Source organism: Enterobacter sp. SA187, assembly GCF_001888805.2.
GTDB lineage: Bacteria > Pseudomonadota > Gammaproteobacteria > Enterobacterales > Enterobacteriaceae > Enterobacter_D.
In genome coordinates this window covers 2,714,319-2,738,802 of record NZ_CP019113.1, presented here as the reverse complement: position 1 = coordinate 2,738,802, position 24,484 = coordinate 2,714,319, and the positions used below count along the sequence as shown (strand labels likewise).

The window sequence follows — 24,484 nt, the reverse complement described above, 5'->3', positions numbered from 1 at the left end:
CGGTAATCTTTCACCTTTCCCATTGCAACCAGCCGTTTTTCACGGAAGAATGCGCACGAAATTCTTTTCAACACAGTGGATTGCTATGAAGGTTCTGGTCACGGGCGCAACCAGCGGTTTAGGCCGAAACGCGGTCGAGTTTCTGCGGCAGAAAGGCGTCAGCGTCAGGGCGACAGGTCGCAATGAAGCGATGGGCAAGCTGCTGCAAAAAATGGGCGCTGAATTTGTACAGGCCGATCTGACGGAGCTGGTCTCTTCCCAGGCAAAAGTGATGCTGGCAGGCGTGGATACGCTGTGGCACTGCTCCAGCTTTACCTCGCCCTGGGGCACCCAGGAAGCCTTCGATCTGGCTAACGTGCGCGCTACCCGTCGTCTGGGTGAGTGGGCGGTGGCCTGGGGCGTGCGTAACTTTATTCACGTCTCCTCGCCGTCCGTCTATTTTGATTATCACCATCACCGGAACATTCAGGAAGATTTCCGTCCGTTGCGCTACGCCAACGAATTCGCCCGCAGTAAAGCGGCGGCGGAGGACGTGGTGCATATGCTGGCGCAGGCGAACCCCAACACCCGCTTCACCGTGCTGCGTCCGCAGAGCCTGTTCGGACCGCACGATAAAGTGTTTATCCCGCGTCTTGCCCAGATGATGCACCACTACCGCAGCGTGCTGTTGCCGCGCGGCGGTGATGCGTTAGTGGATATGACCTATTTCGAGAATGCCGTGCACGCGATGTGGCTGGCAAGTCAGGAGGTGTGCGATGCGCTGCCGTCGGGCCGGGCGTACAACATCACCAACGGCGAACCGGTGAAGCTGCGGACTATCGTGCAGCGATTAATTGACGAACTGGGTATCGATTGCCGTATCCGCTCCGTGCCGTGGCCGATGCTGGATATGATCGCCCGCAGTCTGGAGCGTTTTGGCGATAAAAAAGCGAAAGAGCCCGCCCTGACCCACTACGGCGTGGCGAAGCTGAACTTTGATTTCACGCTGGATACGTCACGCGCGCAGACGGAGCTGGGCTATCAGCCGCAGGTTACGCTTGATGAAGGCATTCGCCGCACGGCGCTGTGGCTGAAAGATCACGGTAAGTTACACCGCTGAGGCCTGTTCAGCCCTGCCCGTACTTTTCCAGCAGCGCTTCGGCAATCGCCAGGCTCTGCGCATCTGCCACACCGTCCCAGCGCGCCGGACGGAAATGCATCTGGAATGCCACGATCACCCGCTTTTTCTGCGCGGGTGTCATCTCCGGTTTCACCTCATAGCCATAACGCGACAGCAAATCCAGCAGCTGCGCCTGATCGACCGGTGTCGCGGGATCGCGGCCGTTCAGGTAAAACGCTACGCGGTCATCGTCCGGCCATGCGCCTATCCCCTGCTGCGCCAGCGCCTGCCAGGGGAATAACGGACCGGGGTCGTCCTTGCGTTGTGGCGCAATGTCCGAGTGGGCCACAATGTTCTGCGGAAGTATGTTGTAACTATCGATGATGTTTTTCGCCAGCGGCACCAGCGCGGCAATTTGCTGCGGCTCAAAGGGCGTAAAGCGCTTGCTGCCGGCAACCTTTTGCCAGCCGCGGTTTTCCAGTTCAATGCCGATGGAAGTATCGTTAATGCGCGTTGCGCCGCGCCAGAAGCTGACGCCCGCATGCCAGGCCAGATCCTGCTCGGGCACCAGTTGCCAGATCCGCGGCTTGCCCTGATGCAGCGGTGGCCGTGCCGGGATCAGGTAGTGCGAACTGACATGTTTGTCGGTCAGCGTCGCCAGGGAGGCGTCAAAATCGTCGGCGGTGTAGTGGATCACCAGCACCTTAATACGCGGATAGGCCGCCTGCGCCTGATGGCGCGTATCCAGCTGATAGCCAGCTTTATCCACCACGCCTTTTTCGCTGGCGCAACCGGTGAGCAGCAGCGCCAGCGCAATCAGCCCAAACCAGCTTTTCATCAGCGGGTTTTCACTGCCGTACCGCTGATGCTCACCATCAGCATACTGCTGTCCTTACCGACGGTTTCGTAGTCGATATCAATACCGACTACCGCGTCTGCGCCAAGCGCTTTCGCCTGTTCTTCCAGCTCGCGAAAGGCGATTTCCCGCGCTTTACGCAGCTCTTTTTCATAAGCGCCTGAGCGACCGCCGACAATGTCGCGGATCCCGGCAAAAAAATCGCGGAAGATATTCGCGCCCAGAATCGCCTCCCCGGTGACCACGCCGCAATATTTTACAATCGGCTGGCCTTCAAGCGTTGGGGTGGTTGAAAATTGCATGGTGCTTCTCCTTTTAACGTTCAGTGCCTAACGCGCGCATAATCAAACCGATACGCTATCATTGAACAGACAGTAGGTTAATAAGGAAATCATTATGCGCTACTCATTTTTATCCGTCATTGTACCCTGCGCGCTGGCGTTGAGCGCCTGTACAACGGTAACCCCCGCGTTCAAGGATATTGGCACACGCAGCGGCCCCTGTGTCGAAGGCGGTCCTGACAGTGTGGCACAAAAGTTCTACGATTTTCGTATTCAGAACCGCAGCACTGATGCTACCGCGCTGCGTCCGTACCTGAGCGACGATCTGGCGAAGCTGCTGGCCGACGCCAGCCGTGATACCAAAAACACCGCCTTCCTGCGCAGCGATCCGTTCTCCAGCCGCACCACCCAGCCGGAAACCGCCAGCGTCAGCAGCGCCTCAACCATCCCTAACACCGATGCCCGCAATATTCCGCTGCGCGTCACCCTCACCCAGGGCAGCCAGACGTGGCAGGACGAAGTGCTGATGATCCGTGAAGGTCAGTGCTGGGCGGTTGATGATGTGCGTTATCTGGGCGGCAACGCTCACGCGCCTGCCGGATCGCTGCGTCAGTCTGTCGAGCATCGCTGATAAATTATGCATCATTAACGGGTTAAATCTGTTAACCCCCGTAAAATGTCTGGCATTCCGCGGTGAATGCCGACATTTCTACCTGCATCACACCACGTCCAGGGTTTTGTGCTAACTTTATTACTGGATGCGCTTTATATTTACCTTTTCACGCAGAAATATTGCATAACTATTCTGTCAACGTTACTATTTGCGGCCTCAATAGCTATTAGATTGCCTCGATGAGTATTCAATTAAACGGCATTAACTGTTTCTACGGCGCACATCAGGCGCTGTTCGATATCAACCTGGATTGCCCTGAGGGCGAAACGCTGGTGCTGCTTGGCCCAAGCGGTGCAGGCAAAAGCTCCCTGCTGCGCGTACTCAATCTGCTGGAGATGCCGCGCTCCGGCACGCTCACTATTGCCGGCAATCAGTTCGATTTCTCAAAGGCCCCGTCTGACAAAGCGATCCGCAGCCTGCGGCAGAACGTCGGCATGGTGTTCCAGCAATACAATTTATGGCCGCACCTGACCGTGCTGCAAAACCTGATCGAAGCCCCCTGCCGCGTGCTGGGTCTGAGCAAAGATCAGGCGCTGGCGCGCGCTGAAAAGCTGCTTGAGCGTTTGCGTCTCAAACCCTACAGCGATCGTTTCCCGCTGCACCTCTCCGGCGGTCAGCAGCAGCGCGTGGCTATTGCCCGTGCGCTGATGATGGAGCCGCAGGTGCTGTTGTTTGATGAGCCTACCGCCGCGCTCGACCCGGAAATCACCGCGCAGATCGTGAGCATCATCCGCGAACTGGCGGAAACCAATATCACCCAGGTGATCGTGACCCACGAAGTGGAAGTGGCGCGCAAGACCGCCAGCCGCGTGGTGTACATGGAAAATGGTCATATTATCGAGCAGGGGGATGCCAGCCGCTTTGCCGCGCCGCAGACCGATGCTTTTAAACACTACTTATCTCACTGATCTTTTCGGGACTATGACAATGAAAAAAGTACTGATTGCCGCCCTGCTCGCCAGCGTCAGCCTCTCCGCCGGTGCTGCCCAGACTATTCGTTTCGCCACCGAAGCAAGCTACCCTCCGTTTGAATCCACGGATGCCAGTAACAAGATTGTCGGCTTTGACGTCGATCTGGCCAACGCGCTGTGCAAAGAGATCGATGCGACCTGTACCTTCACCAACCAGGCTTTTGACAGCCTGATCCCGAGCCTGAAATTCCGTCGTTTCGACGCGGTGATGGCCGGTATGGACATCACGCCGGAGCGTGAAAAGCAGGTGCTGTTCACTAAGCCTTACTACGACAACTCCGCGCTGTTCATTGGTCAGAAAGGTAAATTCGCCAGCATTGACGCGCTGAAAGGCAAAAAAGTCGGCGTGCAGAACGGTACCACGCACCAGAAATTCATCACCGATAAGCACCCGGAAATCACCACCGTGCCTTACGACAGCTATCAGAACGCGAAGCTGGATCTGCAGAATGGTCGTATTGATGCGGTATTCGGTGACACCGCGGTGGTGACCGAGTGGCTGAAAGCCAGTGACAAGCTGGCCGCCGTGGGCGACAAAGTGACCGATAAAGATTACTTCGGTACCGGCCTCGGCATTGCTGTTCGTCAGGGCAACACTGAACTTCAGCAGAAATTCAACGCTGCGCTGGATAAAGTGAAGAAAGATGGCACCTACGAGAACATCTATAACAAATGGTTCCAGAAGTAATCCTTGATGAATGACATGTTCCCTTTAGCAAGCGCCGCCGGGATGACCGTCGGCCTTGCCGTTTGTGCGCTGATCATTGGCCTCGCGCTGGCGATGCTGTTTGCGGTATGGGAATCCGTCAAATGGCGTCCCGTCGCATGGGCGGGATCGGCGCTGGTCACTATTTTGCGCGGCCTGCCGGAAATTCTGGTGGTGCTGTTTGTCTATTTTGGCTCCTCACAGCTGCTGTTAATGTTATCTGACGGCTTCACGCTCAATCTGGGCGTGGTGCAAATTCCGCTGCAAATGCAGATTGAAAACTTTGATGTCAGCCCGTTCCTGTGCGGCGTCATTGCGCTGTCGCTGCTCTACGCGGCCTACGCCTCCCAGACGCTGCGCGGGGCACTGAAAGCCGTTCCGCTGGGGCAATGGGAATCCGGCCAGGCGCTGGGCCTGTCGAAAAGCGCGATTTTTTTCCGTCTGGTGATGCCGCAGATGTGGCGTCATGCGCTGCCGGGGCTGGGCAATCAGTGGCTGGTGCTGCTGAAAGACACGGCGCTGGTATCCTTGATCAGCGTGAACGATTTGATGTTGCAGACCCGCAGTATCGCCACCCGTACTCAGGAGCCTTTTACCTGGTATATCGTGGCGGCGGCCATTTACCTGGTCATTACCCTGCTCAGTCAGTACATCCTCAAACGCATTGACCTGCGCGCGACACGTTTTGAGCGGAGAGCCGACTGATGCTTGAGTATTTACCTGAACTGATGAAAGGGCTGCACACCAGCCTGACGCTCACCGTGGCGTCCATTCTGGTGGCGCTGGTGCTGGCACTACTATTTACCATTGTGCTGACGCTGAAAACGCCGGTGCTGGTGTGGATTGTGCGCGGTTACATTACGCTGTTCACCGGTACGCCGTTGCTGGTGCAGATCTTCCTGATTTACTACGGTCCGGGACAGTTCCCGACGCTACAGGAATATCCGGTACTGTGGCATCTGCTCTCCGAACCCTGGCTGTGCGCGCTGCTGGCCCTGTCGCTGAACAGCGCCGCCTATACCACGCAGCTGTTTTACGGGGCCATTCGCGCCATTCCGGAGGGCCAGTGGCAGTCCTGCTCAGCCCTGGGGATGAGTAAAAAAGATACGCTGGCGATTCTGCTGCCGTACGCTTTTAAACGCGCCCTCTCGTCCTACTCCAACGAAGTGGTATTAGTATTCAAAAGCACGTCGCTGGCATATACCATCACACTGATGGAAGTCATGGGCCACGGACAGCTGCTGTATGGCCGGACGTATGATGTGATGGTGTTTGGCGCAGCCGGACTTATCTATCTGATTGTAAATGGTTTACTGACGTTAATGATGCGTCTTATCGAGCGTCGGGCGCTGGCTTTTGAACGGCGAAACTAATGCTTAAAAACAGGCGGGGCAACCCGCCTTTTTTACGCCCGCAGAAATATAATTAATCAATTATATTGCATATAAATTCATTAAGTGGCATGGTTAACCCATGCCGCAGATACGGTAAAAACAATAAGACTGACAGACAGGAGTTCCACCATGAAAAAGTTAGTTCTGGCCGCTATTCTTGCCACCTTCGCAGCCGGTGCCAGCGCCGCCGACAAAATCAGCTTCGGCGTTTCCGCCACTTATCCGCCGTTTGAATCCCTGGATGCCAGCAATCAGATTGTCGGTTTTGATATCGATCTGGCGAAAGCGCTGTGCAAACAGATGCAGGCAGAGTGCACCTTCACTAACCACGCCTTTGACAGCCTGATCCCGGCGCTGAAGTTTAAAAAATATGACGCGGTGATCTCCGGCATGGACATTACCCCGGATCGCAGCAAGCAGGTGGCCTTTACCGAGCCGTACTACGCCAACTCAGCGGTGGTGATTGCCAAAAAAGGCGCGTTTAAATCTTTTGAAGAGCTGAAAGGTAAACGCATCGGCATGGAAAACGGCACCACGCATCAGAAATACCTCCAGGATCAGCATCCGGAAGTGAAAACCGTGGCCTATGACAGCTACCAGAACGCGATTATCGATCTGAAAAATGGTCGTATCGACGGCGTGTTTGGTGATACCGCGGTGGTGAACGAATGGCTGAAAACCAACCCGCAGCTGGGCACCGCCACGCCGAAAGTGACCGATCCGCAGTATTTCGGCACCGGCCTCGGTATTGCCGTGCGCCCGGATAATAAAGCCCTGCTGGAAAAACTGAACGCCGCCCTGAAAGCCATTAAAACCGATGGCACTTATCAGAAAATCAGCGACCAGTGGTTCCCGCAGTAAGATGCCCTTTCCCCCCGGCGGCGCTCCGCTTGCCGGGCCAGGGAAAACATCATTAAGTAGGCCGGGTAAGCGCCAGCGCCACCCGGCATTACTCCCGTACCAATAACGTCAACACTTCGTAATGCGCGGTATGCGGGAACATATCAAACAGCTGCACACGCTCGATGCGGTAACCCGGTAGTTCGCGCAAATCCTTCGCCATTGTCTGCGCATTACAGCTGGAATAGATAATAAATTGCGGGGCCATACGGCTCAGGTAATCACACAGCGCTTTGCCGATACCACGACGCGGCGGGTTGACCAGCACCAGTTCCGGCACTTCCCCCTGCGCGGTGGCGAAACGCGTCGAATCCAGCGCCTGAAACTGTATGTTTTGCAGCCCCAGCGCCCGGGCTGACTCTCTGGCGCAGGCGATGGCTTCCGGGGCGATCTCAATACCGGTCAGCTTCATTTCCGGCGTGGCGCAGTGCAGACCGAAACCGCCAACGCCGCAAAACAGATCCCACATATGCGTCACCGGCAGCGCCCGCACCCAGTCCCGCGCCGTAGCGTAAAGGCTTGCCGCCACCTGCGGGTTGGTCTGGAAGAAACTCTGCGGGCGGATCCACAGCGGCACGCCGTTAAAGTTCTCGGCCAGCGCCTGTTGCCCGGTGAGAAAAATCTCCTGCTCCCCTTCCATGATCGCCATATGCACCGGCTGAATATTCGCGGTGATGACTTTCAGCTGCGGCAGCTGCGCCTGCAATTCCGGCAGCGCTGCGCGCAACTGGGCCAGTTTGGCGTCGGAGCGCAGCACAAAACGCAGCATCATGCCGCCGTCCTGCTGGCTTTCGGTGAGTAACAGATATTTGAGTTCGCCGCGTTTACGCGCCACGTTGTAGGGCGTGAGGCCCGCGCGGGCGATAAAAGGCTTTAACGCCGCAAAGACCGGGTAAAACGAGGCCGGATAGAGCGGGCAGCCGGTAAGATCTTCCGGCGTGCCGTCACGGTGCAGCATACCGAGCAGCGGTTTTTCCACGCTGCCGCTGACCACCATTTTCGCTTTATTACGAAAGCCCTGCTCCGGGCCGCTTACCGGTGCGCACCACCCGGCTACGGGCATACCTTCCAGCAATGTGCGGAGGTCGTCCATTTTGGCATCGAGTTGTCGGGCGACGGGCTGTTCGATCCACTGACAGGATCGGCAACGCCCGGCGTCATAGAGTGCGCACTGCATGATGAAAACCTTAAAATTTGCGGGGCCGGGATTGTACCACCGTTAACGCAGATGGAAAAAGCGTCGGCTTGGCGAGGGCACAAACAGCAGAAAAAGGATCAGCAGATCGGGCAGTTTTTGCATAAACAGCGAGTGCAGGATCTCGCGCTTCGATTCGCCGGCGATGCTGAACAGTTCCGGATAGCCATAGCCGAGGGATGCCGCCCACAGATAACCGGTCGCCACAATCTGCGAGCAGAGATAGAGCCAGCGCGCCCAGTTACGCCCTTTGCCCATGGAAAACGCACAGTAAAATTCGACAAACAGCAGCACCAGACTGCCGAGAAAAATCAGCGTCAGATCCCAGGTCTGCGCGCTGCGACGGACAAAGTCCACCACGCCGCGCACGCCCAGCAGGTCGAAGAGCATGATCAGGTCAACGCAGCGCGTGGTGATGATGGCGATAGCCGCCACCTGTACCAGCGCCGGGACGTTGAGCCGGGCATGCATCCCTGGTCTTTTGCTCATTAAATCCAATGCGTTATCTTCCCTGCGAAAAAAATGCCGCGACAGGCGCGGCATTGCGTTCTTAACGAGATTTTAGTGCCATCAGCCGCGTCTTGCACGCTGGATGTCACGCACTCGCTGCTTTTCTGCCCGCGCCATAATATACCAGGCGATAAAACCAACAATTCCCACCACGCCAAGGATGATCGACGCCAGGGCGTTGATTTCCGGATTGACCCCCATACGCACGCTGGAGAACACCAGCATCGGTAAGGTGGTCGCGCCCGGCCCGGAGACAAAGCTGGCGATCACCAGATCGTCCAGGGAGAGCGTAAAGGCCAGCAGCCAGCCAGAAATAATCGCCGGCATGATCATCGGCAGCGTAATGATAAAGAACACTTTCAGCGGCGTTGCGCCCAGATCCATCGCCGCTTCTTCGATGGACTTGTCCAGCTCCCGTAATCGCGCCGAGATCACCACCGCCACATAAGCCGTACAGAAGGTGACGTGCGCCAGCCAGATGGTCAGCATCCCGCGATCCGCAGGCCAGCCGATGGCATGGGCCAGCGCTACAAACAGCAGCAGCAGTGACAGACCGGTGATGACATCGGGCATCACCAGCGGCGCGGTGATCATAAAGGCAAAGCCGTTCGAGCCGCGAAAACGCCCGAAACGCACCATCACCACCGCCGCGATAGTGCCGAGGAACACCGCCATGGTCGCCGCGCAGGCGGCAATCGTCAGGCTTAATCCCACGGCGCTCATCATGGCGTCATCACGGAACAGCTCGCCGTACCAGCGGGTCGACCACCCTGCCCATACCGTCACCAGTTTTGAGCTGTTGAACGAGTAAACCACCAGCATCAGCATAGGCGCGTACAGGAAGGTGAAGCTTAGCACGAGGATCAAAATACGCCACGGCGAGCGCACTACCGGTAAGTTGTTCATGCGTGGTCTCCCGTGCCTTTACTCTGATACTTGTGGAACCACATGATCGGCACAATCAGCAGCAACAGCATGATGATCGCCACCGCCGAGGCCACCGGCCAGTCGCGGTTATTGAAGAACTCCTGCCACAGTACGCGGCCAATCATAATGCTGTCCGGGCCGCCCAGCAGTTCCGGGATGACAAACTCACCCACCGCCGGAATAAACACCAGCATGGATCCGGCAATAATCCCGCCTTTGGTCAGCGGCACAATGACGCTGAAAAAGGTTTTCAGCGGACGCGCGCCGAGATCGAGCGAGGCTTCCACCAACGAATAATCAATGCGCGTTAAGGCGGTGTAGATCGGCAGCACCATAAACGGCAGATAGGCATACACGATACCGATATAGACCGCGAGATTAGTGTGCAGAATGGTCAGCGGCTGATCGATAACCCCGAGCCACAGCAGGAAGTTATTCAGCACGCCGTTGTTTTTCAGGATCCCCATCCAGGCGTAAACGCGGATCAGGAACGAGGTCCAGGACGGCAAAATCACCAGCAGCAGCAGGATGTTACGCGTCGAGGGTTTGCTGTGCGCCACCGCCCACGCCAGCGGATAACCAATCGCCAGACAGCAGAGCGTGGAAACCGCCGCCACCTGTAACGACTGCAGATAGGCTTCAAAATAGAGCGGATCGTCGGTCAGCTGCAGGAAGTTATTAATGTTCAGCGTCAGGCTGAGCTGCCCGTCTTCCCATGCCATCAGATCGGTATAAGGCGGGATCGCGCGCGCCATTTCCGCAAGGCTGATTTTGAATACGATCAAAAACGGCAGCAGAAACAGCAGGCACAGCCAGATGTATGGCAGGGCAATCACCAGCTTGCGCCCGTGCCTCATCTGCATCCGCGCCAGCCACAGCGTAAAACCGCCCGGCTTGCCAGCACGAGCCGGTGCTTCAGGTATACTCATCGCCGCTCCTTAAACCGTCAGTACCACACAACTGTCGGCATCCCAGCACAGGCGTACTTCATCGCCCCATGTCGGTAAGCCTTTGCGGTAGCGGTGCGCGTTCTGTAACTGCGCGCTGATCATCTGCCCGCTGTGCAGGCGCACGTGATAAATCGACAGATCGCCAAGATAGGCAATGTGCACCACTTCCCCTAAAGCGAAGTTGTAGCCATCGGCAGGGGGATCTTCGCAGAGCATGATTTTTTCCGGGCGCAGCGCCACGTAGACCGGCACGTTGTCCACCACTGAGGCGTCGGGATCGACCTTCAGCGGATGCACCAGCCCCGGCGAGTCGATCACCAGGCCGTCTTCCTGACGCTCTTTCAGCAGCCCTTCAAAGACATTCACGGAACCGATAAATTCGGCGCTGTAGCGGGTGGTCGGATGCTCGTAAATCTCTTCCGGCTCGCCGATTTGCACGAACTTACCGCGGTTCATGATGGCGATACGTCCGGCCATGGTCATGGCTTCTTCCTGGTCGTGGGTCACCATCACGCAGGTGACGCCGACGCGCTCCAGAATATCCACCACTTCCAGCTGCATACGGTCGCGCAGTTTTTTATCCAGCGCGCCCATCGGCTCATCCAGCAGCAGCAGCTTCGGGCGTTTCGCCAGGCTGCGCGCCAGCGCCACACGCTGACGCTGGCCGCCGGAAAGTTGATGCGGTTTACGCTTCGCAAATTCCGACATGTGTACCAGGCTGAGCATTTCGGCGACGCGGCTGGCGATTTCCGCTTTCGGCAGCTTGTCCTGCTTCAGGCCAAAGGCGATATTCTGCTCCACCGTCATATGCGGAAAGAGCGCATAGGACTGGAACATCATATTGATCGGGCGCAGGTACGGCGGCACATGGGCGAGATCGACGCCGTCGAGCATAATCTGCCCGGTGGTGGGCTGCTCAAAACCGGCCAGCATACGCAGCAGCGTGGATTTACCGCAGCCGGACGCCCCCAGCAGGGCAAAGATCTCGCCTTTATAAATAGTGAGGCTGACATCATCGACAGCGTGCTGACCATCAAAGGATTTGGTCAGATTTCGGATCTCCAGCAGCGGCGTCAACGCCTTGCGGGACTTCGCCTGTGGGCGGGGGGTAGCCTCATTCACGGGGTGCTCTCCGGCATAGAACAAATATGAGTGCAAACGCACCGGCATGGTGCGTATCGCCGGGCGGCGCTTTGCTTGCCCGGCCTACGGTCCTGCGATCTTGTAGGCCCGGTAAGCGAAGCGCCACCGGGCAACTGTTTCAAATGACGTTATTTACCGCTTTTCACTTTGGTCCACGCACGGGTTCTGACGCGGTCGATTTTCGGATCCTGCACTTTCAGGGTGTAAAGCTTGGCGAACACGTCCGCTGGCGGATAGATTGCCGGATTGTCACGCACTTCCGCGCTCACCAGCGGCGTGGAGGCTTTGTTGCCGTTGGCATAGAACACGTGATCGCTGACGTGGGCAATCACATCCGGACGCATCAGATAGTTGAGGAACTGATACGCTTCGTCTTTATTTTTCGCATCCGTTGGCATCGCAAAGACGTCGAAGAACGCCAGCGCGCCCTCTTTCGGAATGATGTAAGAGACGTTCACGCCGTTTTTCGCTTCTTTAGCGCGGTTAGCGGCCTGCCAGACATCCCCTGCCCAGCCGATGGCCACGCAGATGTCGCCGTTCGCCAGATCATTAATATACTGGGACGAGTGGAAGTAACGGATATTCGGACGCAGTTTCAGCAGCAGATCGGTGGCCGCCCCGCTGTAGTCAGAGGCAGTCGAGCTGTTCGGATCTTTGCCGAGATAGTTCAGCACGGTGGCAAAAATCTCTTCCGGGGCATCCAGGAAAGCCACGCCGCAGCTTTTGAGTTTTTCCAGGTTCTCCGGCTTCATCACCAGATCCCAGCTGTCGATCGGCACGTCTTTGCCCAGCGCCGCTTTCACTTTATCGACGTTAAAACCGATGCCGGTGGTCGCCCACAGGTACGGCATCGCATATTTGTTTTCCGGATCGTGCTTCGCCACCAGCTTCAGCACTTCAGGATCCATGTTCTTCCAGTTCGGCAGTTTGCTCTTGTCGAGGGGCTGGAACACGCCAGCGGTCAGCTGACGCTCAAGGAAGCTGGCGGACGGCACCACCAGGTCAAAACCGGTGCTGCCGGCCATTAATTTGCCTTCCAGCACTTCGTTGGAATCGAACACGTCGTAGACGACTTTAATGCCCGTCTCTTTTTCGAAATTCGCTACCGTGTCCGGCGCAATATAGTCAGACCAGTTATAGACATGCAGCGTTTTTTGTTCAGCGGCGAAGGTGCCGGCAGTGACCGCCATCAGTGCACCCGCAACCAGACCAGACAGCCATTTTTTATTCAGGGTGGTCATATCTCATTCCTTCTGGAAAGTTCGTTAACATTCGAACTAAATCGTCGCCTTTACGCTATGCAAGAATCGTGCATAGTTTGTCACTCACCGCTGCAACGGATAATTTGAATTATCCGGCAGACGCTGCATGCTATTGAAGCCCCGCAAGAATAACTGTAGCCAGGGTTCGAGGCTATAGGTCAGATTAAAAAACGCCTTTTACTAATTTTTTATGCACGATCAGTCTATGTGATAAGCCGAAACGGCCTGAAGTGGGGTGAAATATTCTTTAAAGAATAGTTAAAAGCAGAATAAAACGAGGAATTATGCAGCCGCCATGGCAGCGACTGCGTTTAAATCAGGGGCGCTTAGTGAAGAAAATTGTGCGGCGCGGCGTCGGCGTTCGGATCCTCTTCTTCGCTGGTAAACAGCATCTGATGCGCGCTGGCCTCAAGGATCACCATGGAAATCTGTTCTTCGCTCTGGCGCATAAACCAGGAGAACTGTTTAAAAGTAATGCCAGGCGCGGCGAATAAAGACTGGCAAACCACCAGCTTTGGCAGATTATCATCCTGTATATCCAGGAAGGCTTTCACCGTCAGTGAACTGGCGTTAATGGCCGACAGATCTGACGCCAGCGGCAGCAGCGCCGAGGGCTTCACTTCCGCCATCGCCGAGAAGAGAATAATGTCGTCAACCAGATCGACTTTGGCATCGTAAATACCGTCGAAATTCTGCATATGCGGCAGATGCAATGCCTGGCAGGTATCACACTCATAAAAACTGATGCCCAGCTCGTCAAGCCACTGACGTAACGTGTCCAGACCGGGAACGACGAGTGAATCCATAGAATGTGCTACCTCTTAAAAAATTATGCGGCCATTAGCTTACGCAAAAATGCCGATCCATACCATTGCCGAAGTCGATAAACCGCTCAGCCGCCGGTTTTCAGACAGAAATCCGGCGTGGCCTGGCGCTCGATCCAGGCGATCATGCGGTCGGCGATATCCACGCCGGTGGTTTTTTCAATGCCTTCCAGCCCCGGCGAGGCGTTAACCTCCATCACCAGCGGCCCACGGTTCGCCCGCAGAATATCCACGCCCGCCACGTCGAGGCCGAGGGTTTTCGCCGCCAGAATGGCAATTTCCCGCTCGCGCAGCGTAATGTTCGCCACCGTAGCCGCCCCGCCGCGATGCAGGTTAGAGCGGAAATCCCCCGGCTTGGCCCGCCTTTCAATAGCCGCGACCACTTCATCGCCCACCACCAGGCAGCGAATATCCGTTCCCTTCGCTTCCTCAATATACTCCTGCACCAGGATATGCGCGTTCAGCCCGCGAAAGGCGTCGATGACGCTTTCCGCCGCCTGCCGCGTTTCCGCCAGCACCACGCCGATCCCCTGCGTCCCTTCCACCAGCTTCACCACCAGCGGCGCGCCGCCCACCATGTCGATCAGATCGCTGGTGTCATCCGGCGAGTGGGCGATACCGGTCACCGGCAGGTCAATGCCCTGGCGCGCCAGCAGTTGCAGCGAGCGCAGCTTGTCCCGGGCGCGGGTGATGGCAACGGATTCATTCAGCGGAAAGCTGCCAAGGATTTCAAACTGGCGCAGCGCGGCGGTGCCGTAAAAGGTGATGGCCGAGCCAATGCGCGGGATCACGGCGTCAAAAAAGGGCAGCTGACGGCCTTTATAATGAATGGACGACGCCGCCGGACTGATATTCATATAACAGGACAGCGGATCGAGGATCTCGACGAGATGACCGCGACGTATCGCGGCTTCGCGCAGGCGTTTGCACGACCAGAGCGTTCCATCCCGGGACAATATGGCAATTTTCACCCTGCACCTCTCTGACAAGACCTGGAAAAGCCTGCGTATAATACACGCAGGCGCGCGCAGGATGAACGTGATTTATCGCGTTGCCCAGCCCTGCTGATGCAAATAATCGAGAATAAAGGGGCGGTTTTCTTTAATGATGGTGCGGCGAATATGATCGCTCCAGGTATCGCGGCGATTATTGCTGCCGCGGGTCAGATAATACTCCGCCAGTTCATCGTCATAGGCCGCAAGTAAAGCATCATCCACCGGCTGGTAGCGATTCTCATGCACCACCATGGCCGCAGGCAGGCGCGGCTTCACGTCCGGGTTATCCGCGGGCCAGCCAAGACACAGGCCGAACAGCGGCAGCACATGTTTCGGCAGCGCCAGTAATTCCGTGACCTCCACAATGCTGTTACGGATACCGCCGATGTAAACGCCGCCAAGACCCAGGGATTCCGCCGCCGTCATGGCGTTTTGTCCCATCAGCGCGGTATCCACCACGCCAAGCAGCAGCTGTTCCGCCAGGCCTAACTGCGCGTCCGGGCAGATCTGCAGGTGGCGATTGAAATCAGCGCAGAACACCCAGAACTCCGCCGCCTGCGCCACATGCTGCTGTCCGCCGGTCAGGGTGACAAACTTTTCACGCAGCGCCGGATCGGTTAAGCGAACAATGGAAGAACACTGTAAAAAGCTGGAGCTGGACGCCGCCTGTGCGCTGGCAATAATGGCATCGCGCTGCACCCGGGTAATGGGCTCACCGGTAAAATGGCGAATGGAACGATGAGCAAGCAGCAGGTCAATAGTCGGGGTCATTACATCTCTCCGGGTAAAAAAGGATGAGATTATAGATGAAATTATCTGACAGCTTTTGGCGAAACATAGCCTTACGGTATCAGACCAACAGGTAAAACCTGCTTTCCCTGCCTGACCATAGTCGTCATGATGGTTTCATTCGCCGTCAGGCCTCAAGCATTAAGGAGAGTGTATGTTCGCTGTAATTTTTGGTCGCCCGGGATGCCCGTATTGTGTACGCGCTAAAGAACTGGCAGAAAAATTAACTGCTGAGCGCGATGATTTTAACTATCGCTACGTGGATATTCACGCGGAAGGTATTACTAAAGCCGATCTGGAAAAAACCGTCGGTAAGCCGGTAGAAACCGTGCCGCAGATTTTCCTCGATCAGAAACACATTGGCGGCTGCACTGATTTTGAAGCGTACGCCAGAGCCAATCTTGGCCTGTTCGCTTAACAGTAATAAAAAAGGGGCGTTAACTCCGCCCCTTTTTACTCATCATGCTACTGACAAACAGATAGCACAGCGCCCCCAGCGCGCACCAGAAAACCGCACTGAATAACCACGCCAGCTCCTGCCAGAATTCACGCTCCTGCGCGATAACCATGCGCATCAGCACAAAGCACAGCGGCGCGGCCAGCATCGCTCCCATCAGCGGCAACAGTACCTGACGCTTACGGGATACAAAGCTTGCGACGGCACCGGGTATAACAAAAAACAACAGGCCCAGCTCCGGATGACCAGACGCGCGAAACGCCCCTTTCATCTTCAGCGCCAGTGACAGACACACCACAATAAACAGCAGAAAGCAGCAAAACGCGCTTGCCCAACCACGTTTAGATTTCAAACAATCCTCCTGACACTGCCTCTATCAAGCGCCTCGTGCGTTCCTTCGGAACGCCCGGTCAGATAAAGCTATGCAGCAATCCTTGCCAAATTACCCACCCACTTACATGCACGATTCTGACTAGCCGTGGTTTCTTAATAAGACTAAACTACGGCCTGATTATGTTTGCAGGCTATTTTTGGTCAGTGAATTTGTTTTAATTAACGTCTGGCCTTAAGCAAAACATTAGCGCAATTTATTATTTCTTTCAACAGCTTACAAGTAAACAAGAAGTTAGACTCCGTGAATATAAACGTCGCAGATTTGTTAAATGGGAATTACATACTGTTATTATTCGTGGTACTGGCTCTCGGGCTTTGCCTCGGAAAATTGCGCCTCGGCTCCATTCAACTGGGTAATTCCATTGGCGTTTTAGTCGTTTCTTTATTACTGGGCCAGCAGCATTTTGCGATTAACACCGACGCGCTCAATTTAGGCTTTATGCTGTTTATTTTTTGTGTCGGTGTGGAAGCAGGACCCAACTTTTTTTCAATTTTCTTTCGCGACGGCAAAAACTATCTGATGCTGGCGCTGGTGATGGTCGGCAGCGCGCTGCTTATCGCTCTTGGTCTGGGTAAATTATTCGGCTGGGATATTGGCCTGACGGCCGGCATGCTCGCCGGATCCATGACCTCCACGCCGGTGCTGGTGGGTGCCGGCGACACGCTGCGCCACTCGGGTATGGACAGCGGGCAACTTTCCTCCGCGCTCGATCATTTAAGCCTCGGCTACGCATTAACTTACCTGATTGGACTGGTCAGCCTGATTGTCGGCGCGCGTTATCTGCCTAAACTGCAACATCAGGATTTACAGACCAGCGCCCAGCAAATCGCCCGCGAGCGCGGCCTGGATACCGACGCCAGCCGCAAAGTCTATCTGCCGGTGATCCGCGCCTATCGCGTGGGGCCGGAGCTGGTGGCCTGGGCCGATGGTAAAAACCTGCGCGAGCTGGGCATTTATCGCCAGACGGGCTGCTACATCGAGCGCATCCGCCGCAATGGCATCCTGGCCGCGCCGGATGGCGATGCGGTATTGCAGATGGGCGATGAGATCGCGCTGGTCGGCTACCCGGATGCCCATGCGCGTCTCGATCCGAGCTTCCGTAATGGTAAAGAGGTGTTTGACCGCGACCTGCTGGACATGCGCATCGTCACCGAAGAGATCGTGGTGAAAAACCACAACGTTGTGGGTCGCCGCCTGGCGCAGTTAAAGCTGACCGATCACGGCTGTTTCCTTAACCGCGTGATCCGCAGCCAGATTGAGATGCCCATTGACGACAACATTCTGCTCAACAAGGGCGACGTGTTGCAGGTGAGCGGCGACGCGCGACGGGTGAAAACTATCGCCGACCGCATCGGCTTTATCTCCATTCACAGCCAGGTCACGGATCTGCTGGCCTTCTGCGCCTTCTTTATCGTCGGGCTGATGATCGGCATGATCACCTTCCAGTTCAGCAATTTCAGCTTCGGCATCGGGAACGCCGCCGGTCTGCTGTTCGCCGGGATCATGCTCGGCTTCCTGCGTGCTAACCATCCGACTTTTGGTTACATCCCCCAGGGCGCGCTGAATATGGTGAAAGAGTTCGGCCTGATGGTATTTATGGCAGGCGTCGGGCTGAGCGCGGGGAGCGGCATCGGTCACGGGCTTGGCGCTGTCGGCGGCCAGATGCTGGCGGCAGGTTTGCTGGTCAGCCTGGTGCCGGTGGTGATCTGTTTTCTGTTTGGCGCTTATGTGCTGCGCATGAACCGCGCCCTGCTGTTCGGCGCCATTATGGGCGCACGCACCTGCGCCCCGGCGATGGAAATCATCAGCGACACCGCGCGCAGTAACATCCCCGCGCTGGGCTACGCCGGGACCTACGCCATCGCCAACGTGCTGCTGACCCTTGCCGGTACGCTGATCATCATTATCTGGCCGGGGCTAGGATAAGTCTCAACCTGACCGGAGTGGCAAATTATTTATGCTTTCGCGAGAACTTTTCCGCAAAGCGCCAGTCATAACTATTGCCACTGCTTTTCTTTGATGTCCCCATTTTGTGGAGCCCATCAACCCCGCCATCTTTGGTTCAAGGTTGATGGGTTTTTTATTGCCTGAAATTTGTGACAAGATAACCTGAACCTCAGGCGCGTCCCCCCTCTTCCGGACACCTTCATTACCAGGCAAGGAGGCACTATGAAGAGTTTTGATTCTGTCGCAGATATTATCACCAACGAATTTATTACCTCTCCGGTGGGTACACTTACCGGCATCTTCAGCTTAATTGGTGGTATTTACGCTGCATTCCTTCTGATAAGAAAGTTTCTTACGGCTCCCATTAAAGGCAAATCGGAATTTCTTTTGCAGGCAGGTATTCCGGCATGGCCGCTACGGCTCTTTTATGTCAGCCTTCCCTTAAAGACGATCCCGAAAAATACCCGAACCGATCTATTCTTTGGTTTTCTGCTTATCATCTTTGGCGCGGGTTCGGCGTCATATCTCTCCGCTATGCACATTAAAACCCTGCTTACACCGCAGAACTGGACTTTGCTGGTGTATAAGCCCACCAATGAATTCTTTTATTTAACCCATGACAGTGCAAAATCGGCATCACTATTTTCCGGTCATTCCTTAGCCGTAACGACTGAGCAATGTGACCAGACACCGGTTAACACCCTGTCGCAGCGAAGCAGACTGTCTGCGGATCTGACGGGTTTCATTTGCGACATGTTCAGGAAAAAGGAACATACCCGGTACATTTCGAAAGAGATTACAAATTTTGAGAAGAGCAAAACCGTGCTCTACGCCGCACTGAGTACGTTTGAAACAGGTTTATTTTGGCTGGCAATCAGCGCGATACTGACGCTGTATTATCGGAAAGTAGTTCGGAAACATATTATTGAGCAACACAAAAAAGCTGAAAGCTATCTCACATAATTATAAAGAAACGCTAATGATGCCATGTTCTTCATCACTCTCCTGCCGTAAATCCCATTACCGTCTAAGGTTATTAGACCCTGAACAGTCTTACGGAGCTGACATGAAATTCCCCCTGTACATCCTTACCGCCCTGGTTCTTTCCGGCTGCGGCGGCAGCAGTTCACCATCAAAAGTCACCGCGCCTGGCGCTGAAACCTCCGGTAAATTGCAGCTGCTGGAATCCGGTGCCAGCGTGATGCAGTCCAGGCCGCCGATCGACGCCATCAATACTTATCTCGACGGATTTCATTTTTATAATGGCGATCAGAACGGACAGATGGAAGCGCACCATTATGTCACCGTGTTAAACGAAGACGTGATGCAGGCAGTGATTTACGACGGTAATACCCGCGATGCCAAACTCATGGGCGTGGAATACATTATCAGCGAGCGGCTGTTCAATACCCTTCCGCCTGAAGAGAAAAAGCTCTGGCACAGCCACCGGCATGAAGTGATGTCCGGCAGCCTGATTGGTCCTGGCCTGCCTGCGCCTGCGGAAAAAGCGCTGATGGGCAAAATCGTTAATACCTACGGTAAAACCTGGCACACCTGGCACACTGATCGCGACAAAACCCTGCCGCTGGGCATTCCGGCGCTGATGATGGGCTTTACCGCTGACGGCCAGCTTGATCCCGCCCTGCTTGCCGAACGCGATCGCCTTTTTGACGTGAATACGAAAGAAATCCGCGAATCGCGCCGCGATCTGGATGCGCACCCGGTCGCCCCCGGTGCCGATGCCTGGCAGCGTGGCGAAGTGATACAGCTTAAGCGTGGACAGGGCGGCGGCGAGCATGCGCACGGTAAAACCCGCTTTGCGCCTGCGGAAAAACGCCCGGCAACGGTTCAATAATAATTAACATTGCGGGTTTACCCTCTTTTGCAGAATGCCGTACACTTTTGCTTCACAACGGAGATTTTGCATGAACGCACTGACGCACTCGCCCCGCAAGGCACTGCAACGCCGCACCTGGGCGTTATTTATGTTTTTCTTTATACCCGGCCTGTTAATGGCTTCCTGGGCCACGCGTACCCCCGCGATACGCGACACCCTGTCTGTTTCTACAGCCGGGATGGGCGTGGTGCTGTTCGGTTTGTCCGTCGGCTCGATGAGCGGCGTCCTCTCCTCCGGCTGGCTGGTTAAGCGCTTCGGCACCCGCAGCGTTATCCGCACCGCCATGTCCTTCAGCGTGGTCGGTATGATTATCTTAAGCGTGGCGCTGTGGTTCGCGTCGCCGCTGCTGTTCGCCTGCGGGCTGGCAGTATTTGGCGCGAGCCTCGGCTCTGCCGAAGTGGCGATCAACGTCGAAGGCGCGGCAGTGGAGCAGGCGCTGGATAAAACCGTGCTGCCGATGATGCACGGCTTCTACAGCCTCGGTACCCTGGCGGGCGCAGGCGTCGGCATGGGGCTGACGGCGCTCGGCGTGAGCGCTAATCTGCATATTCTGCTGGCGGCGCTGGCCACCATTATGCCGATTATTATCGCCATCACTGCCATACCGGACGGCACCGGCAAGGGCTCCGCTGAGGAGAACGGTCAGGGCGGGAAAGGCGTGCCTTTTTATCGCGATGTCCAGCTGATGCTGATCGGCGTGGTGGTGCTGGCGATGGCCTTTGCGGAGGGTTCCGCCAATGACTGGCTGCCGCTGCTGATGGTGGACGGGCACGGGTTCAGCCCGACCTCCGGCTCGCTCATCTATACAGGCTTTACGCTGGGTATGACCGTGGGACGCTTTACCGGCGGCTGGTTTATCGACCGCTACAGCCGCGTCGCGGTGGTGCGCGCCAGTGCGTTGATGGGCGCACTGGGCATCGCGTTGATCATCTTTGTGGACAGCGCCTGGGTGGCGGGCGTGTCGGTGATTTTGTGGGGACTGGGGGCATCACTCGGCTTCCCGCTGACCATTTCCGCCGCCAGCGATACCGGCCCGGATGCGCCGACGCGCGTCAGCGTGGTCGCCACCACCGGCTATCTGGCGTTTCTGGTGGGACCGCCGCTGCTTGGCTTCCTCGGCGAGCACTATGGTCTGCGCAGCGCGATGATGGTGGTGCTGGGGCTGGTGATCATTGCCGCGCTGGTTGCCCGCGCGGTGGCGAAACCTGAGCCACAAAATCAGCCGTGTGAGAATTAGTCCTGATTTGCCCGGCGGCGCAAGCTTGCCGGGCTTACAGTTTTAACAGCCTATGACAACGCGTTACCGACGGATTTATCCTTCAGGAACACCACCATCAGCACCAGCCAGATCAAGCCGTTCGCCAGATTAAACAGGCTGAACAGACCGTTACCCCCTGCCAGAAATGCGTGTTTGCTGACCTCAATGCCGACGGTGAAAATCGCCATTTGTAGCATGCCCATGGCAGCAGACACCGTGCCTTTACTCATGTCGCTGGCGAACAGCGTCAGGCGCACCAGTCCGGCATTGGCAAGGCCAATCCCAAAGGCATAAATACTCAGCCCGGCGGTCATCCACAAATAAGCATGGGATGACGCCACGGTTGCCACCGCCGCCAGCAGCAGACCACCCACAATCGGCCCGCCGCCCATGATAATCAGCGAGCGCACGGTACGGCGCGAGGTGAGGCGCGCCAGCACCAGGTTACCAATAATCAGCGCGCCAAAAATCGGCACCTGCAACAGGCCGTACTCGTAGCTCGACATGCCTTCGGCGCTGATGATGATGATCGGCGACTGGGCGATCCACGCCAGCAGCGGCAGGCTGACGAAACCCGTCGCCAGCGCACCCGCCACGAAGCGGCCATTTTTCATTACCGCTTTATAATCCCGCCCCAGCGCGTTAAGGGATAACGGCTCCCCCAGCCGCGTGGCGGTCTCCGGCATCGCGCGATGCAGACCGAAAAAGGCAATAGCCGCCAGCACCGCGAACAGCACAAACATCCCCTCCCAGGGCGCAGCATGCACCCAGGCGGCGCCCACCAGCGGGCCAAGCAGCGGCGCAATCAGCGCCACGTTCGCCATCAGCGCGGTGATCTTGATACAGGTCGCCTCGTCAAAGGATTCCTGAATGGCGGCATAGCCCACGGCACCGATAAAGCACAGGCTCACACCCTGTAAAAAGCGCAGGATAGTGAACTGTTCAATGTCCTGCGCCAGCAGGGTTGCCAGACAGGTGACGATAAACCACACCACGCCGGTTAACATCACCGGGCGGCGGCCAATACGATCCGACAGCGGCCCCAGCAGCCACTGTAAAAACATTCCCCCCGCCAGATAAGCGGTCATGGAGGTCGGCACCCACTCAATGCCGGCGTTGTACTGCTCAACCACCGCCAGCATGCCCGGCTGGATCATGTCGTTCGCGATATAAGTTGAGAATTCGTACAGGACCAGACAGAGCGGAAACAACAACGCCTGGCGTCCTAAACGGCGGCCAGGTAAAGCATGGTTTGGCATGAAATTTTTTATCCTGAAAAATCGCGCAAAGTGTAATGAATGCGCCGTCCCTGTAACAGCGAATTTTGCGACCTGCACAAAGTTTCGCACATTTTACGGCATTAACCGCCGTTTTCCCGTGGGCTATTTTGCCACGGTTTAAGCGGGCTCCGGCATGCTCTTATCGCAGAGTGTTCATTCCGGTTGCTCACAAGCGCCGGACAACTAAGACAAAACTGGTTTACCGGCGAAGGCGGTGATCCTAAGGTGATCCCTTTTTCAACGCGCCACTACAGGTAGCCTGCGGCAAAAGAGTGACAATACGATGCTGGAAGATCTGAATTATACCCTGTTCGCCTGGATGAATGCGACGCCGGACTCCCCCGCCTGGCTGATCCAGGCAGCCATTCTCATTGCCCGCGATCTGATCCACATCGTGCCGCTGCTGGCCGTGGTGCTTTGGCTGTGGGGGCCTGCCCAGCGGCAGTTAGTGGTTAAAATGGCGCTGGCGATCGTCGTCAGCCTTGTGGTGTCCTGGGTAATGGGGCACGTTTTCCCCCACGATCGTCCGTTTGTCGAGGGCGTGGGCTATAACTTCCTGCATCACGCGCCGGATGATTCCTATCCGAGCGATCACGGCACCGTCGCCTTTACCTTTGCGCTGGCGTTTTTGTTCTGGCACCGCATCTGGTCCGGCGTGGCGATGATGGGCGTGGCGCTGCTGATCGCCTGGTCGCGCGTCTATCTCGGCGTGCACTGGCCGCTGGATATGCTGGGCGGTTTGCTGGTGGGCATCAGCGGCTGTCTGACGGCGCAGATGCTGTGGCAGGCGTTCGGCGAGTCGTTATACGCCGCCCTGCAACGGGCTTACCGCGTCTGTTTTGCTCTGCCGATCCGCAAAGGCTGGGTGCGTGACTAAGCCTGCCGGCACAGGTAAGATTGAGCACCCCGCAGCGAGCGGGGTTTTCATCATGCCAGGGGATTTATGGAAACGAAACGTGACGAGCGTTTAGGCCTGTTGTTACAGGCGCTGAAGCGTACCGACAAGCTGCACCTGAAAGAGGCGGCGGCGTTATTAGGCGTTTCAGAAATGACCATTCGTCGCGATCTCGGCGCCCGCAATGCGCCTGTGGTCCTGCTTGGCGGTTATATCGTGCTGGAGCCGCGTACCGCCAGCCACTATCTGTTAAGCGATCAGAAAACCCGCCTGGTGGATGAAAAGCGTCTGGCCGCGCAATATGCCGCTAAGCTGGTGCAGGCGCACCAACTGGTATTTTTTGACTGCGGTACCACCACGCCCTGGATCATTGACGCCATTCCTCAGGATCTGCCCTTTACCGCCATTTGCTACTCGCTGAATACTTTTATGGCGTTGCAGGAAAAGCCCTTGTGTCGGGCCATCCTCTGCGGCGGCGAGTTCCACGCCAGCAATGCGATTTTTAAACCGCTGAACTTTAACGAGACGCTGAATAACCTGTGCCCGGATCTGGCATTTTATTCAGCGGCGGGCGTGCACCCGGTCCAGGGAGCGACCTGTTTCAATCTGGAAGAGTTACCGGTGAAGCACTGGGCGATGGCCCATGCGCAGTATCATGTGCTGGTGGTGGATCACAGTAAGTTTGATAAAGTGCGCCCGGCGCGTATGGGCGATCTGGACGCTTTTGACGCCATCGTCAGCGACCGCCGCCCGGACGAGGCGTTATGCGCGCTGGCGAAAGCGAAACAGATCACGTTGATGTATTCAGACGCATAGTGCGGGTTGAGTTGCCCGGCGGCGCAGGCTTGCCGGGCCTACACATGTTCCGTAGGCCGGGTAAG

At 56.4% G+C, this 24,484-nt stretch carries 27 protein-coding genes; 14 read left to right on the top strand and 13 right to left on the bottom strand.

Going from position 1 to position 24,484, the window contains the following annotated elements:
* The first annotated feature begins 85 nt into the window (after positions 1 to 85).
* Positions 86 to 1,099, top strand: coding sequence for an NAD-dependent epimerase/dehydratase family protein (locus BMF08_RS13070; RefSeq protein ID WP_072569427.1), 1,014 nt, complete (start codon positions 86 to 88; stop codon positions 1,097 to 1,099).
* Between the two features lie 7 nt (positions 1,100 to 1,106).
* On the opposite strand, the gene BMF08_RS13065 is transcribed toward BMF08_RS13070, so the two are convergent.
* Complete coding sequence (locus BMF08_RS13065) at positions 1,107 to 1,937, bottom strand: N-acetylmuramoyl-L-alanine amidase (RefSeq protein WP_072567998.1); 831 nt, start codon at positions 1,935 to 1,937, stop codon at positions 1,107 to 1,109.
* Complete coding sequence (locus BMF08_RS13060) at positions 1,937 to 2,257, bottom strand: heavy metal-binding domain-containing protein (RefSeq protein ID WP_072567997.1); 321 nt, start codon at positions 2,255 to 2,257, stop codon at positions 1,937 to 1,939. The genes BMF08_RS13065 and BMF08_RS13060 overlap by 1 nt, the downstream gene beginning before the upstream one ends.
* 94 nt (positions 2,258 to 2,351) lie before the next feature.
* Here BMF08_RS13060 and BMF08_RS13055 point away from each other — a divergent pair, with 94 nt between their 5' ends.
* The 6 genes from BMF08_RS13055 (at position 2,352) to artJ (ending at position 6,841) form a co-directional block, all read left to right on the top strand.
* Positions 2,352 to 2,867 carry a lipoprotein gene (locus BMF08_RS13055; RefSeq protein ID WP_072567996.1) on the top strand — a complete coding sequence of 172 codons (516 nt, stop codon included), beginning with the start codon at positions 2,352 to 2,354 and terminating at the stop codon, positions 2,865 to 2,867.
* Positions 2,868 to 3,088: 221 nt separating this feature from the next.
* The gene (artP, locus tag BMF08_RS13050) at positions 3,089 to 3,817 is read left to right on the top strand and encodes an arginine ABC transporter ATP-binding protein ArtP (protein ID WP_072567995.1); all 729 of its coding nucleotides are present in this window, start codon (positions 3,089 to 3,091) and stop codon (positions 3,815 to 3,817) included.
* Between the two features lie 19 nt (positions 3,818 to 3,836).
* A complete protein-coding gene (artI, locus tag BMF08_RS13045; RefSeq protein ID WP_072567994.1) occupies positions 3,837 to 4,568 on the top strand; it encodes an arginine ABC transporter substrate-binding protein ArtI in 732 nt (243 codons plus the stop codon).
* A 6-nt stretch (positions 4,569 to 4,574) separates the two neighbouring features.
* Positions 4,575 to 5,291 carry an arginine ABC transporter permease ArtQ gene (gene artQ, locus BMF08_RS13040; RefSeq protein WP_072567993.1) on the top strand — a complete coding sequence of 239 codons (717 nt, stop codon included), beginning with the start codon at positions 4,575 to 4,577 and terminating at the stop codon, positions 5,289 to 5,291.
* Positions 5,291 to 5,959, top strand: coding sequence for an arginine ABC transporter permease ArtM (artM, locus tag BMF08_RS13035; RefSeq protein WP_072567992.1), 669 nt, complete (start codon positions 5,291 to 5,293; stop codon positions 5,957 to 5,959). The genes artQ and artM overlap by 1 nt, the downstream gene beginning before the upstream one ends.
* A 150-nt stretch (positions 5,960 to 6,109) precedes the next feature.
* Positions 6,110 to 6,841, top strand: coding sequence for an arginine ABC transporter substrate-binding protein ArtJ (gene artJ / locus BMF08_RS13030; RefSeq protein ID WP_072567991.1), 732 nt, complete (start codon positions 6,110 to 6,112; stop codon positions 6,839 to 6,841).
* A gap of 88 nt (positions 6,842 to 6,929) precedes the next feature.
* On the opposite strand, the gene rlmC is transcribed toward artJ, so the two are convergent.
* The 9 genes from rlmC to nfsA form a co-directional block, all read right to left on the bottom strand.
* Positions 6,930 to 8,057: a 23S rRNA (uracil(747)-C(5))-methyltransferase RlmC gene (gene rlmC / locus BMF08_RS13025; protein WP_072567990.1), complete on the bottom strand. Its 1,128-nt coding sequence runs from the start codon at positions 8,055 to 8,057 to the stop codon at positions 6,930 to 6,932.
* 42 nt (positions 8,058 to 8,099) lie between these two features.
* Positions 8,100 to 8,564, bottom strand: coding sequence for a YbjO family protein (locus tag BMF08_RS13020; RefSeq protein ID WP_072569426.1), 465 nt, complete (start codon positions 8,562 to 8,564; stop codon positions 8,100 to 8,102).
* Between the two features lie 81 nt (positions 8,565 to 8,645).
* Complete coding sequence (potI, locus tag BMF08_RS13015; protein WP_072567989.1) at positions 8,646 to 9,491, bottom strand: putrescine ABC transporter permease PotI; 846 nt, start codon at positions 9,489 to 9,491, stop codon at positions 8,646 to 8,648.
* On the bottom strand, positions 9,488 to 10,441 hold the full coding sequence (gene potH, locus BMF08_RS13010) for a putrescine ABC transporter permease PotH (protein WP_072567988.1): 954 nt from the start codon (positions 10,439 to 10,441) through the stop codon (positions 9,488 to 9,490). Before potH ends, potI begins: the two co-directional genes overlap by 4 nt.
* Positions 10,442 to 10,450: 9 nt before the next feature.
* Positions 10,451 to 11,584: a putrescine ABC transporter ATP-binding subunit PotG gene (potG, locus tag BMF08_RS13005; RefSeq protein WP_099458754.1), complete on the bottom strand. Its 1,134-nt coding sequence runs from the start codon at positions 11,582 to 11,584 to the stop codon at positions 10,451 to 10,453.
* 149 nt (positions 11,585 to 11,733) lie between these two features.
* On the bottom strand, positions 11,734 to 12,846 hold the full coding sequence (gene potF / locus BMF08_RS13000) for a spermidine/putrescine ABC transporter substrate-binding protein PotF (protein ID WP_072567986.1): 1,113 nt from the start codon (positions 12,844 to 12,846) through the stop codon (positions 11,734 to 11,736).
* Positions 12,847 to 13,193: 347 nt separating this feature from the next.
* Entirely contained in the window at positions 13,194 to 13,673 is a 480-nt protein-coding gene (locus BMF08_RS12995) for a YbjN domain-containing protein (protein WP_072567985.1), read from the bottom strand.
* Between the two features lie 86 nt (positions 13,674 to 13,759).
* Entirely contained in the window at positions 13,760 to 14,662 is a 903-nt protein-coding gene (gene rimK / locus BMF08_RS12990) for a 30S ribosomal protein S6--L-glutamate ligase (RefSeq protein WP_072567984.1), read from the bottom strand.
* Between the two features lie 72 nt (positions 14,663 to 14,734).
* Positions 14,735 to 15,457, bottom strand: coding sequence for an oxygen-insensitive NADPH nitroreductase (gene nfsA, locus BMF08_RS12985; protein WP_072567983.1), 723 nt, complete (start codon positions 15,455 to 15,457; stop codon positions 14,735 to 14,737).
* 172 nt (positions 15,458 to 15,629) lie between these two features.
* On the opposite strand from nfsA, the gene BMF08_RS12980 reads away from it, so the two are divergent.
* The gene (locus tag BMF08_RS12980) at positions 15,630 to 15,893 is read left to right on the top strand and encodes a GrxA family glutaredoxin (RefSeq protein WP_072567982.1); all 264 of its coding nucleotides are present in this window, start codon (positions 15,630 to 15,632) and stop codon (positions 15,891 to 15,893) included.
* A gap of 19 nt (positions 15,894 to 15,912) precedes the next feature.
* Here the strand turns inward: BMF08_RS12980 and BMF08_RS12975 are convergent, their stop codons facing one another.
* Complete coding sequence (locus BMF08_RS12975) at positions 15,913 to 16,284, bottom strand: inner membrane protein YbjM (RefSeq protein WP_072567981.1); 372 nt, start codon at positions 16,282 to 16,284, stop codon at positions 15,913 to 15,915.
* Between the two features lie 282 nt (positions 16,285 to 16,566).
* Between BMF08_RS12975 and BMF08_RS12970 the strand changes: the two genes are divergently transcribed.
* From BMF08_RS12970 to BMF08_RS12955, 4 genes are all read left to right on the top strand, one after another.
* Complete coding sequence (locus tag BMF08_RS12970; protein ID WP_072567980.1) at positions 16,567 to 18,252, top strand: aspartate:alanine antiporter; 1,686 nt, start codon at positions 16,567 to 16,569, stop codon at positions 18,250 to 18,252.
* Between the two features lie 243 nt (positions 18,253 to 18,495).
* On the top strand, positions 18,496 to 19,236 hold the full coding sequence (locus BMF08_RS12965; RefSeq protein ID WP_072567978.1) for a DUF6216 family protein: 741 nt from the start codon (positions 18,496 to 18,498) through the stop codon (positions 19,234 to 19,236).
* A 103-nt stretch (positions 19,237 to 19,339) separates the two neighbouring features.
* Positions 19,340 to 20,128: an OBAP family protein gene (locus tag BMF08_RS12960; protein ID WP_072567977.1), complete on the top strand. Its 789-nt coding sequence runs from the start codon at positions 19,340 to 19,342 to the stop codon at positions 20,126 to 20,128.
* Between the two features lie 70 nt (positions 20,129 to 20,198).
* Positions 20,199 to 21,407, top strand: coding sequence for an MFS transporter (locus BMF08_RS12955; RefSeq protein ID WP_072567976.1), 1,209 nt, complete (start codon positions 20,199 to 20,201; stop codon positions 21,405 to 21,407).
* A 50-nt stretch (positions 21,408 to 21,457) separates the two neighbouring features.
* On the opposite strand, the gene BMF08_RS12950 is transcribed toward BMF08_RS12955, so the two are convergent.
* Complete coding sequence (locus tag BMF08_RS12950; RefSeq protein WP_072567975.1) at positions 21,458 to 22,687, bottom strand: MFS transporter; 1,230 nt, start codon at positions 22,685 to 22,687, stop codon at positions 21,458 to 21,460.
* A gap of 304 nt (positions 22,688 to 22,991) precedes the next feature.
* Here BMF08_RS12950 and ybjG point away from each other — a divergent pair, with 304 nt between their 5' ends.
* Positions 22,992 to 23,585, top strand: coding sequence for an undecaprenyl-diphosphate phosphatase (gene ybjG, locus BMF08_RS12945; RefSeq protein WP_072567974.1), 594 nt, complete (start codon positions 22,992 to 22,994; stop codon positions 23,583 to 23,585).
* A 66-nt stretch (positions 23,586 to 23,651) separates the two neighbouring features.
* Positions 23,652 to 24,419 (top strand): DNA-binding transcriptional repressor DeoR, encoded by a 768-nt coding sequence (gene deoR / locus BMF08_RS12940; protein WP_072567973.1) that lies wholly within the window; start codon positions 23,652 to 23,654, stop codon positions 24,417 to 24,419.
* The last annotated feature ends 65 nt before the right edge of the window (positions 24,420 to 24,484 follow it).

What these genes read in the sequence shown, in the direction of transcription:
- BMF08_RS13070 (WP_072569427.1), top strand. Translation starts at nt 86, where the DNA reads ATGAAGGTTCTGGTCACGGGCGCAACCAGCGGTTTAGGCCGAAACGCG.
- BMF08_RS13065 (WP_072567998.1), bottom strand. Translation starts at nt 1,937, where the DNA reads ATGAAAAGCTGGTTTGGGCTGATTGCGCTGGCGCTGCTGCTCACCGGT.
- BMF08_RS13060 (WP_072567997.1), bottom strand. Translation starts at nt 2,257, where the DNA reads ATGCAATTTTCAACCACCCCAACGCTTGAAGGCCAGCCGATTGTAAAA.
- BMF08_RS13055 (WP_072567996.1), top strand. Translation starts at nt 2,352, where the DNA reads ATGCGCTACTCATTTTTATCCGTCATTGTACCCTGCGCGCTGGCGTTG.
- artP (WP_072567995.1), top strand. Translation starts at nt 3,089, where the DNA reads ATGAGTATTCAATTAAACGGCATTAACTGTTTCTACGGCGCACATCAG.
- artI (WP_072567994.1), top strand. Translation starts at nt 3,837, where the DNA reads ATGAAAAAAGTACTGATTGCCGCCCTGCTCGCCAGCGTCAGCCTCTCC.
- artQ (WP_072567993.1), top strand. Translation starts at nt 4,575, where the DNA reads ATGAATGACATGTTCCCTTTAGCAAGCGCCGCCGGGATGACCGTCGGC.
- artM (WP_072567992.1), top strand. Translation starts at nt 5,291, where the DNA reads ATGCTTGAGTATTTACCTGAACTGATGAAAGGGCTGCACACCAGCCTG.
- artJ (WP_072567991.1), top strand. Translation starts at nt 6,110, where the DNA reads ATGAAAAAGTTAGTTCTGGCCGCTATTCTTGCCACCTTCGCAGCCGGT.
- rlmC (WP_072567990.1), bottom strand. Translation starts at nt 8,057, where the DNA reads ATGCAGTGCGCACTCTATGACGCCGGGCGTTGCCGATCCTGTCAGTGG.
- BMF08_RS13020 (WP_072569426.1), bottom strand. Translation starts at nt 8,564, where the DNA reads ATGAGCAAAAGACCAGGGATGCATGCCCGGCTCAACGTCCCGGCGCTG.
- potI (WP_072567989.1), bottom strand. Translation starts at nt 9,491, where the DNA reads ATGAACAACTTACCGGTAGTGCGCTCGCCGTGGCGTATTTTGATCCTC.
- potH (WP_072567988.1), bottom strand. Translation starts at nt 10,441, where the DNA reads ATGAGTATACCTGAAGCACCGGCTCGTGCTGGCAAGCCGGGCGGTTTT.
- potF (WP_072567986.1), bottom strand. Translation starts at nt 12,846, where the DNA reads ATGACCACCCTGAATAAAAAATGGCTGTCTGGTCTGGTTGCGGGTGCA.
- BMF08_RS12995 (WP_072567985.1), bottom strand. Translation starts at nt 13,673, where the DNA reads ATGGATTCACTCGTCGTTCCCGGTCTGGACACGTTACGTCAGTGGCTT.
- nfsA (WP_072567983.1), bottom strand. Translation starts at nt 15,457, where the DNA reads ATGACCCCGACTATTGACCTGCTGCTTGCTCATCGTTCCATTCGCCAT.
- BMF08_RS12980 (WP_072567982.1), top strand. Translation starts at nt 15,630, where the DNA reads ATGTTCGCTGTAATTTTTGGTCGCCCGGGATGCCCGTATTGTGTACGC.
- BMF08_RS12965 (WP_072567978.1), top strand. Translation starts at nt 18,496, where the DNA reads ATGAAGAGTTTTGATTCTGTCGCAGATATTATCACCAACGAATTTATT.
- BMF08_RS12960 (WP_072567977.1), top strand. Translation starts at nt 19,340, where the DNA reads ATGAAATTCCCCCTGTACATCCTTACCGCCCTGGTTCTTTCCGGCTGC.
- BMF08_RS12955 (WP_072567976.1), top strand. Translation starts at nt 20,199, where the DNA reads ATGAACGCACTGACGCACTCGCCCCGCAAGGCACTGCAACGCCGCACC.
- BMF08_RS12950 (WP_072567975.1), bottom strand. Translation starts at nt 22,687, where the DNA reads ATGCCAAACCATGCTTTACCTGGCCGCCGTTTAGGACGCCAGGCGTTG.
- ybjG (WP_072567974.1), top strand. Translation starts at nt 22,992, where the DNA reads ATGCTGGAAGATCTGAATTATACCCTGTTCGCCTGGATGAATGCGACG.
- deoR (WP_072567973.1), top strand. Translation starts at nt 23,652, where the DNA reads ATGGAAACGAAACGTGACGAGCGTTTAGGCCTGTTGTTACAGGCGCTG.